Source organism: Collinsella sp. D33t1_170424_A12, assembly GCF_015554865.1.
Lineage (GTDB): Bacteria > Actinomycetota > Coriobacteriia > Coriobacteriales > Coriobacteriaceae > Collinsella.
In genome coordinates this window covers 1-9,597 of the sequence record NZ_JADNJJ010000148.1, presented here as the reverse complement: position 1 = coordinate 9,597, position 9,597 = coordinate 1, and the positions used below count along the sequence as shown (strand labels likewise).

The following is a 9,597-nucleotide window of genomic DNA, read 5'->3' as shown; positions in this document are numbered from 1 at the left end:
GTCCGCACATGGAACCACATGCACGTGCCGAAAAACGGCCGCAGCCGATGCCATGGCATCGCGCAGGAATTCGATGCTCTCGCCGCCGTCGCTGGTTACCAAGTTGGCCGCATACAGGCCCCCGGGGACAAGGCATCCCTTCGCCTGGATGAGCGCTTCGACCGTTGCAAGCGAGCAGACGGGTTCGGCACCGGCGAAGCAATCGTTCACAACCACGTCGTACCGAACGCTGGCCGCAGCGAGGTCCGCCATGTACGAGCGGGCATCCGCATCGATGAGCCGCAGGCGATCGCCCGCCAGGCCTTCGAGCTCATCGAGATAGAAGTACCGGCGGGCAAGCGCGGTCACCGCTGCATCGAGCTCCACGACGTCCATCGCCAGGTCGAGGCGCGTCGTAAGCGCATGCTTGGGATAGGAGTACCCACCGCCGCCAAGCATCAGGACGCGCTCGACCCCGTGCCCCGTCTGCGCGCGCAGGACGCCCTCCGCCTCGAACATCGCATCGAAGGCACGGATGTACTCGAACACGGGCTCGAATCGACGCTTGCCCAGATACGTGGCGCTTTGGTACACGCCGCCCTGCTGGAGCACGCGAACGCGCTCCCCATGGGCGCCGCGCACCGTCTTCACGCGTACCCGCCCAGCATGGGTACGCACGATCCAGAAGCAAGCGGAACCCACGACGACGGCAGTCGCGACAGCACGGGCGGCCGCACGCGCGGAGGGGCGCGTACCGCCCTTGCCATGCCCCTTCATCACAGCCCCCTTTGCTGATACAACCCGTGGTCGACAAAGCCCAGGCCGCGGTAATACTCGCGCGTACCCACCGCGCTGATGACGTTGATGCGGTCGTATCCCTCCGCGGCGGCGATCTCGCACGCCCGCTCCACGAGCCGCCGACCGAGACCAGCGTGCTGGGCGGCATCACCCGCCTCGCCCAAACGTGCGACGGCACCGTACACGTGCACCTCGCGAATCATGGCCTCGCCGGGGCGAACGGGCAACTCGCCCGCACGCCTCCTCACATACTCCGGGTTCGGCATCGATAGCCGCAGAAAGCCCGCGATGCGGTCGCTCGGATCGACCCACTGCAGGAAGCGCTCGCGGGTGTTCGTCGTCTCGTAGGGTACAACCTCGAGATGCAGCTCATCGAGGCGAACCGAACCGGTGCCGACCTCGCGGTAGCGAATCTCGCGAACCGATCCGCCGCGCGGCAACCGCTGCTCCACCAGCTGCCGTAGGTTCGGCTTCTTGTTGCCCGCCTTGATATCGTTGGACGAGAAGTCGCGAATCATACGCGAGATACGGCAGAAGGCCGGCGTGGCCAACACGTCGCTCGCGAGGACGTCCATGAGCTCGTCTTCGGTATACGGCACCCACTCGCCCGCATCGTGGCGACGGCACAGGCGCGCGCCCTCGATGAGCGCACACGGATAGAGCTTGATCTCGTCCGGCTGGAAGGCGGGTTCACGCATCAAGCGCCCGTAGTCGCGCTTGTCACCCTCGGGCGTGGCGCCCAGAAGGTTGACCATCGCGTGCGCATGAATCTTGAAGCCGAATACGCGCAGCAGCTCGAACGCGCGCGCGATACGCTCGACGCGAATACCCCGATCGTTGGCATCGAGAACATGCTGGTCCAGGCTCTGGATACCCATCTGCACCTTCGTACAGCCCAGGCGCCGAATCAGCTCGAGCGAACGCGGCGTCACGGCATCGGGGCGGGTCTCGATGACCAACCCGACGACGCGATGGCGAGCGGTCTCGTTGGCACGCTGCTGCTCCTCGAGCTCCTCGAGCGTCGCCCGCTGCATATCGGCCGCCGCCCGCCACGCATCGCTGGCGCCATAGAGATCGCGAAACGCAGCGTTGTACCCCATCGCACCCGCATCGATCGAAGCCTGGGCGGCCGCAGCCATAACCGCAAACGCATCCTGGTCCTGCGGAAATCCGTGCTCGCGATAGAACGCGCGGCGCGCAGCGACCCGCGGAGGCAGGTCGGCGTCGCGCAGAAGATCGGAGCGCGCAGCATCCGTCGCCGAAGCCGATCCGCAACATGTCGCCGCCTCATGGGAAGGCGCAACGGCGCCGACGCGAGATGAAGACGGCACATCGACAACGCCCGCTTCCCACCCCGCCAGCATGGGGTTCGCCGCCGTGCCCGCGATAGCCGAATCGTTGAGCGCGCGAAAGAGCTCGGTGATAAACCAGATCTGATAGCCGCGCGGGTAGTCGCTCCACGTGCCCCCCAGCACGATGAGCTCGATCTTATCGATGGCGTGCCCCATCTGCGAAAGCGCCGTAAGTCGGGCGGACACCTGAAGATAGGGGTCGAACCAGTTCTGCTCGGCGCGCTCGCAGGCGGGCTCCCCGTGCAGGTAGCTCTTGGGCATGCGGATGTCGTTGGGGCAGTAGAGGCAGTCGCTCGAGCACGGCCACGGTTTGGTTATGACGGTGATGGTCGCCACACCCGACGCGGTGCGCCGCGGCTTCATGCGAAGCGCCGAGAGCAACCTGTCCTCGAGCTCGGGAGTTACATTCCATGACGCCCAGCGCACGGGCTCCTCGCGTTTGACCCGCTGATAGAACGGCAGCAAGCGCCGCTTGGCGAACGCCCGCTTATCACCGCCAGCCTCGCGCGCCCGCGCATTGATAAGCTTGACCAGACGCCGATCGTCCACGATGCGATCCGCGCGCAGGTCTTCGAGTATGTTCAAGATAATCTGTTCCATAGCTCGAGATTGTACCCCAGCCGCGGCGCGCCCCCTCTCGAACGATGCGAAGCGGCCTCACGGTGCCTTCCGCGGTCCGAGAGACGCGGCGCGAAGCGCCGAGCCTCCGGCCGTCGCGATCAACCTCCCGTTCTATTCCCGCGGCCTGCCGCCGACGAACGGACCGACCCCGCACGCGGCCGCGCAATGATCGCAAGCGCACTTCCCCATCCGGCAAAACACCGGCAAACACCTGTCCATCGTCCGCCGGATGGCCCCAAAGACACGCGCTCAAAAGCCCTCCCCCTCGAAGTGAGTGGAAAATCCGAAGAGGGCCGAGTATCCCGCTACAATTGGCAACAAAACCCCAGTTGGCAGAATCCGATGCACCGGGTCTACTTGCCTGCATCAGAAAAACCCACTCACTTCGAGGGGGAGGGCGGGAAAAGACCGCCAAATCGGTCCGATCGATGCAGCAAGCCATCGAAGAGCATGGAGGGAGTCCGTGAAAAGCCACGTCGCACGCGAGCTCATCGCGCTCAACACCGCCTTCTACACCAAGCACGCCGACTCGTTCTCGGCCACGCGCACCGCGCCGTGGGAAGGCTGGCGTCGCACCATCGATATCGCCCGGCACCTTGGCGCACTCGAAGGGCGCGAGCCCCGCATCCTCGATCTTGCGTGTGGAAACCTGCGCTTCGAGCGCTTTCTCGCCGGAGAGCTGGAGCCGACGGTCGCGCATGTCGACGCCATCGACAACTGCCCTGCGCTCGCAGCCGATGCCGGCCTCCCGGGGCTCGTCTTTCACGACGTCGACATCCTGGAGGACCTCATGGCCTATCGAGATGATCGCGAGCTTGGGCCCAAAGTAGGCAGCACGCCGCCGTGCGCGCAGCCCCGCCTCTGCGTCGACACCGCCCCCGGCGACCTTTCCGTCTGCTTCGGGTTCATGCACCACGTCCCCGGGGCAGACCTGCGCGCAGCGGTGCTTGACGAGTTGCTCGCACGGACCCGTCCGGGCGGCATCATCGCCGTCTCGCTCTGGCAGTTCATGGATGACGACCGCCTTGCGCGAAAAGCACAGGCAGCAGACGCCGCAGCCCAAATTCTGGAGCCCTGGCGCGACTTCGACGCCTCCGATCTCGAGCCCGGCGACCACTTCCTGGGATGGCAGGACCACGAGGGGCCGCTGCGCTACTGCCACCATTTCAGCGAGACGGAAGTCGATGAGCTCGCCGCCTATACCGCGGACCGTGCGACGGAGGTTGCGCGCTTCTCGTCCGACGGATCGAGCCACCGGCTCAACCGATACCTCTTGCTGCAGCGCAGCATGCAGTAGCGTCAAAACCCCCGGCACCGCAGCGTACGCGGCGGCCCCGAAAGGCGACCGCACACCATCCCCCGCCCATCGCGAACCCCGCACGACCTGCACAAGTCGAAGCCCGCAAGCCATTACAATAGAGAGTTCGGAAATCCATCGTTCATGCAGGGGGAATCACGCGCATGGGCTCAACACGAGCAAGAACACCGAAGAACTTCGTTCTAGACGAGCGCCTCGAGCGCTATCGCGACGCCATCGAGTACGAGCCCGCGCGCTGGGCGGGGCGCTGGGCGCACATCGCCGCGCCCTCCATCGGCGCGGACGTTGCCGTACCCGCCTACCGCGAGGTGCGCCTCGACCTGGGCTGCGGCAAAGGCAGCTACCTGGTGGCCGCCGCGCAGGCCGAACCCGACGTCCTGTTCATCGGCATCGATATGCAGCCGGTCTGCATCGCCTACGCCGCCCAGCGCGTCTGCGAGGCGGGCCTGGCGAACGCGCTTCTCGTCCCCGGTAACGGCGAGAAGCTCGCGCACATGTTCGCCCCCGGCGAGCTCGCCTCCATCACGCTCAACTTCCCCACGCCGCATCCGCGCAAGCGCGAGGCGGCCGAACGCCTCACCACCCTCGACAACCTGCTGGGCTACCGCCCGCTCCTCGCCGAGCGCGGCACCATCGTCTTGCGCACCGACAGCGAACCGCTCTTCGACTACTCGCTGCCGCAGTTCGAGGCCGCGGGCTTCACCGTGCGCTGGACCAGTCACGATGTTCGGGCCGACCACCCTGCCATCCCCATGAGCGAATACGAGGAGCGCCTGGTGGAAGAGGGCGCGACCGTCCACGGCATCTGCGGAGAGCTGGGATGCGCGCCGGCGGCCGAGCAACTCGAAGCCGGCCGCAAGCACATGCTCGACAGCCTCTACGACTACATCCCCGATGACCTCTACGAGGGCGCCTACATCCCCCACGGCATGAACTTCGCAATCCAGGCGTTCCGCAACCGCCGCCGCAACCAGGAGCTGCGGGCGCGTCATAGCGCCCCGACCTCCTCCGAGCCCAACGCAGAAGGGTGATCCCATGCCAGCAATAACCCCCGAATTCGACGCATCTGCCCACGGTTCGCTGGGTTCACTCGCCCCGAGCTGGTGGGAGCCGGCGGAAGGCGAGGAAGCCGAGCCCTGGCTCGACCTGGAAACCGCCTACCAGCGCTTCCTCGAGTGGGTCGAGGCGCGCGGCATCGAACCCTGGGCGCACCAGGAGGAGGCCCTGTTCGCGCTCGCCGCGGGCAGCAACGTGATCTTGGGAACGCCCACGGGCTCGGGCAAATCGCTCGTGGCCATCGGCATGATGTTCATGGCCATGGCAACCGGACAGCGCGGCTACTACACCGCCCCCATCAAGGCGCTCGTCTCCGAGAAGTTCTTCTACCTGGTCGATATCTTCGGTCGCGATAACGTGGGCATGATCACGGGCGACTCGCATATCAACACGGGCGCCCCCATCATCTGCTGCACCGCGGAGATCCTGGCCAACCAGGCGCTGCGCGAGGGCGAGGACACGGACATCGGCGTGGTGGCCATGGACGAGTTCCACTTCTTCTCCGACCCCGATCGCGGCTGGGCCTGGCAGGTTCCGCTGCTCACGCTGCCGCACACCCAATTCATGCTGATGAGCGCCACGCTGGGAGACACCTCGGCGATCGCCGCCGCCCTCGAGCGCCACACCGGCCGCGACGTCGAGGTCATCGCCGACGCCCCGCGCCCCATCCCGCTCTCCTACGAATACGTGAAAACCGGCTTGGAGGGCACGGTCGAGCTGGCGCTGCGCCAGGGAGACTCGCCCCTCTACATCGTGCACTTCTCCCAGGACGCAGCGTTGCAGAGCGCCCGCGCCCTGGCCAGCTACGGCGTAGCCAGCAAGGAGCAGCGCGAGGCCATCAAGGCGGCCATCAAGGGCGGCCGCTTCACCACGGCCTTTGGCAAGACGCTCAAGCACCTCATCTCGTGCGGCGTGGGCCTGCACCACGCCGGCCTGCTACCCCGCTACCGCCTGCTGGTCGAAAAGCTCGCCCAGCAGGGCCTGCTGCCCGTCATCTGCGGTACCGACACCCTCGGTGTGGGCATCAACGTGCCCATCCACACCGTTCTACTCACCGGTCTTACGAAATTCGACGGCTACAAGCAGCGCCGCCTGCGCTCGCGCGAGTTCCACCAGATCGCGGGACGCGCGGGACGATCGGGCTTCGACACGGAGGGCGTGGTCATCGCCGAGGCGCCCGAATACGAGATCGAGAACCACAAGGCCGAGCTCAAGGCCATGGGCGACCCCAAGAAGATGAAGAAGCTCAAGAAGAAGAAGCCGCCCGAGGGCTTCGTGACCTGGAACGAGGGCACCTTCCAGCGCCTTATCGAGAGCACGCCCGAGACGCTCAAACCCCGCCTGCGCATCACCAACTCCATGATCTTGGCCGAGGTGGAGCAGGGCGGCGACGCCTGGCAGCGCGTGCTCGCGCTCATCGATGACTCGCTGCAGACACCCGAGGAGAAGGCTGCGCTCAAGGCCCGCGCCGCCGAGATCTTCGCCACGCTCATCGACGCCGGCGTGGTGGTGCGCGAGGAGGTGGAAGACGAGGCGCCGGGCGAGGTCGACGCGACGGCGGGGAACCGCGAAACCGTCGATGCGGACGGCCCGGGCGATGCCGCGGACGCCCTGGGCACCGATCCCGAGGCGACCATCGGAGCAGCTTCCTTCCTCGACGGCGCCGCCTCCTACTACCTCACCGTCGACCTGCCCGAGGACTTCGCGCTCGACCAGCCGCTCTCGCCCTTCCTGCTGGCGGCCCTCGAGCTGCTCGACCCCGAGAGCGACACCTACGCGCTCGACGTCGTCTCCATGGTGGAGGCCACGCTCGAAGACCCCAAGCAGGTGCTGCGCGCCCAGGAGCGCATGGCGCGCGACCGCGCCATGAACGCCATGAAGGCCGAGGGCATCGACTTCGAGGAGCGCGTGGAGAAGCTGCAGGACGTGACCTATCCCAAGCCGCTCGAGGAGCTGCTGGACACCGCCTTCGCCCAGTACTGCGCCGAGGTTCCCTGGGCCAACGACTACGAGCTCAGCCCGAAATCGGTCCTGCGCGACATGCTGGAAACCGGCTGCGATTTCAAGAGCTACATCGCTCAGTACAAGATCGCGCGCTGCGAGGGCATCCTGCTGCGCTACCTGGCCGAAGCGTACCGCTCGCTCGACCGCACCGTGCCGCACGAGCACCGAAACGAGCAGCTCGACGACATCGTCTCCTGGCTCGGCCTGGTGGTGCGCTCCGTCGACTCCAGCCTGGTGGACGAATGGGCCAACGCGGGCGCAGCCGAAGACGTGGCCCCGCTCGCAATGGGCGACGCGGTGGTGGCCGACCGCCGCGGTATGACCCTGCTCGTACGAAACGCCCTGTTCCAGCGCGTCCGCCTGGCGGCGCGCGGCAAGGCGGCCGAACTCGGCGCACTCGATGAGGATTGGGGGTTCGGCGAGATCCGTTGGAAGCGCGTACTCGATGCGTTCTACGACGAGCACGACGAGCTACTCACCGACGGCGACGCGCGCTCGGCGGCCTTCCTCGCCATCGACGAGGCCGACGAGCTCTCCGAGCACGTGTGGCATGTGCACCAGATCTTCCACGATGCTGACGGCGATCATGATTTCGGCATCATGGCCGACGTTGACCTCGATGCCACGCAGGACGGTGACGGCATCGTATTCAAAAACTACCGCGTGGGCGCGATCGAGGAGCTCATGCAGTAAACACGCAAGCAGCACTCCGGACCGCCGTTCGAAGGGACGGCGGTCCGGTTTTTTAGAACCGAGTCCCTGTTTACAGGCGACCGGCCCTCGTGGAAGGCCCAAACAAGCTCATCCGAACGCTCTCACCCCCGAAGTGAGTGGAAAAAACACGACAGGAAAGTATGCTTTACTATGGCATAGTGCTTACCTGGTATTTTGATGGCAGATTTCATGCTCTAAAGCGGCGCTACTCGCTCGTCTAGATTTTTCCACTCACTTCGGGGGGCAGAGCCCCGGCAGCCCGCCCTCGCCCGTACAATCGACCCAATTCGAGAGCGGCGACGTGACCCCAAGCGACCAGCAGCCAGCCGCCATGCGGGCACGGCATAGAGATATACCGCCAACGCCATACTCGCCACGGGCGCCCCCATAGACGCCAAAGGAACGGCACCCGCAATCGACCATGGAACGAGACCGGCCGTCAAAACGACGGAGTCCTCGAGATCCAACGCGTGCTCCTCGGGGGCGCGATCGATATCGCGGCACAGCTGATGCGTCAGCATGATTGCCAGCGTCTGGTTGCAGGAGATGACCGACGAGAACACGGAGACCGCCAACGTGGCGGCGTAACCCGAAAGGCGCGCCGAAACGCCCACAACCACGCGCTCGATTCCGCTTAATAGCGGAGTCTCCTCGAAGATGCCCGCATACGCCGACGTGATGCATACGATCTGCACCGCATCCACCATGGACACCAATCCCCCGCCTGCAAGGGCGGCTACGCTCGCATCCGGTGCTACATACCCTGCTAACGCCGTATGAAGTACCTCGAGGGCCCCATATCCTGCACACACAGGCACAGCGGTACGGCCGACGCGATGCCGACCGCGATGGCGGTCAGAATATCGACCTTGAGCAGCGCGAGCGCCAGTACGATCGCCGGCGACAGAAGAACGACAGGGCTCACATCGAAGAACCTCGAAAGCCCCTGGGTAGCGGCCGACACCGCTGTATCACCCGTGAGGGCGCATCCCGCTACGAGATAGATGAGCACGGTCAGCGCAAAAGGGACCGCCGCGCGTAGAGGCAGAAAATGACGAGCCCCGCGAGTAGCGCGTACACGGTTGGGACCCCCATAAGGACCGAAACCGCCAAATCGACCCCAAACATGCCCAGCACGACCGCTTCCATGCCTCCCCCTTGCAGACGCCGAACCTAGACGACGCCGACCGCCGATGCAACGGCTATCGTGAACACGATGACCCCCGCCATAAGCGCAAAGCCGGCAGCGATCTCGGCGCCATAGCTCAACCGGGCGCAGCATGCAAAGCGCTCCCTGATACGACGGCGGTCCATAAGAAGATATCCCAATACGGTAAAGCACGTGCCGCACATAACGGGATATTCCAGCACGCGGAACCACAGCGGCAACGCCTGGTCCTTGAGCCTGGGATCGAACGCCGCGAAGAAGGCGCCCGTCATCAAGGAGATATAGATGATAGCGACCGCGATGTTCCAGCACCTGCCCGCCCATGGCGGACACGACCATCGCGCGCGCACGGGACGGCGATCCTCCAACCAGCTAGGATCGGAGGGCGGAATCCATGCCGGATGAACGTCGGAGGGCGAACTGCGATCCGCACCGGCGAATGCCACGAATCGAAGTCCCGAACCACCCGTCGACGCCCCTACCGTGCAGTCACCCCGCCGCTCCCGAAGCATCGACACCCCGGAGCTCGCTGCGTGCCCCGCATCCGAGAAATGCCCCGATTCGGAATCTCCCACGGCGCAGAGCGC

The 9,597-nt window shown here is 65.6% G+C and carries 8 protein-coding genes; 3 read left to right on the top strand and 5 right to left on the bottom strand.

The genetic code is table 11. The annotated features are described in order from the left end of the window. Nucleotides 1–756, bottom strand: a 756-nt coding sequence (locus tag I2E26_RS06345) for a spermidine synthase (RefSeq protein WP_195420059.1), incomplete at its 3' end; no start/stop codon positions are given. Then, nucleotides 756–2,729 carry an elongator complex protein 3 gene (locus I2E26_RS06340; protein WP_195420058.1) on the bottom strand — a complete coding sequence of 658 codons (1,974 nt, stop codon included), beginning with the start codon at nt 2,727–2,729 and terminating at the stop codon, nt 756–758. The genes I2E26_RS06340 and I2E26_RS06345, both read right to left, overlap by 1 nt. A 484-nt stretch (nt 2,730–3,213) precedes the next feature. On the opposite strand from I2E26_RS06340, the gene I2E26_RS06335 reads away from it, so the two are divergent. The 3 genes from I2E26_RS06335 to I2E26_RS06325 all read left to right on the top strand — a co-directional run bounded on the left by I2E26_RS06335 (nt 3,214) and on the right by I2E26_RS06325 (nt 7,821). Then, complete coding sequence (locus tag I2E26_RS06335; RefSeq protein WP_195420057.1) at nt 3,214–4,047, top strand: hypothetical protein; 834 nt, start codon at nt 3,214–3,216, stop codon at nt 4,045–4,047. A 164-nt stretch (nt 4,048–4,211) separates the two neighbouring features. Beyond that, nucleotides 4,212–5,099: a tRNA (guanosine(46)-N(7))-methyltransferase TrmB gene (locus I2E26_RS06330; protein WP_195420056.1), complete on the top strand. Its 888-nt coding sequence runs from the start codon at nt 4,212–4,214 to the stop codon at nt 5,097–5,099. A 4-nt stretch (nt 5,100–5,103) separates the two neighbouring features. Continuing rightward, nucleotides 5,104–7,821 carry an RNA helicase gene (locus I2E26_RS06325; protein ID WP_195420055.1) on the top strand — a complete coding sequence of 906 codons (2,718 nt, stop codon included), beginning with the start codon at nt 5,104–5,106 and terminating at the stop codon, nt 7,819–7,821. Between the two features lie 215 nt (nt 7,822–8,036). Here I2E26_RS06325 and I2E26_RS06320 read toward each other — a convergent pair whose 3' ends face one another. From I2E26_RS06320 to I2E26_RS09105, 3 genes are all read right to left on the bottom strand, one after another. After that, the gene (locus I2E26_RS06320) at nt 8,037–8,654 is read right to left on the bottom strand and encodes a Na+/H+ antiporter NhaC family protein (RefSeq protein WP_370551457.1); all 618 of its coding nucleotides are present in this window, start codon (nt 8,652–8,654) and stop codon (nt 8,037–8,039) included. After that, a complete protein-coding gene (locus tag I2E26_RS06315; RefSeq protein ID WP_195420053.1) occupies nt 8,609–8,854 on the bottom strand; it encodes a hypothetical protein in 246 nt (81 codons plus the stop codon). The genes I2E26_RS06320 and I2E26_RS06315 overlap by 46 nt, the downstream gene beginning before the upstream one ends. Nucleotides 8,855–9,015: 161 nt before the next feature. Beyond that, nucleotides 9,016–9,597 (bottom strand): hypothetical protein (locus I2E26_RS09105; RefSeq protein ID WP_229056469.1); only part of this gene is annotated, 582 nt, incomplete at its 5' end.

Excerpts from the sequence above, each read along its gene's own strand:
- I2E26_RS06340 (WP_195420058.1), bottom strand. The coding sequence starts at position 2,729 with ATGGAACAGATTATCTTGAACATACTCGAAGACCTGCGCGCGGATCGC.
- I2E26_RS06330 (WP_195420056.1), top strand. The coding sequence starts at position 4,212 with ATGGGCTCAACACGAGCAAGAACACCGAAGAACTTCGTTCTAGACGAG.
- I2E26_RS06325 (WP_195420055.1), top strand. The coding sequence starts at position 5,104 with ATGCCAGCAATAACCCCCGAATTCGACGCATCTGCCCACGGTTCGCTG.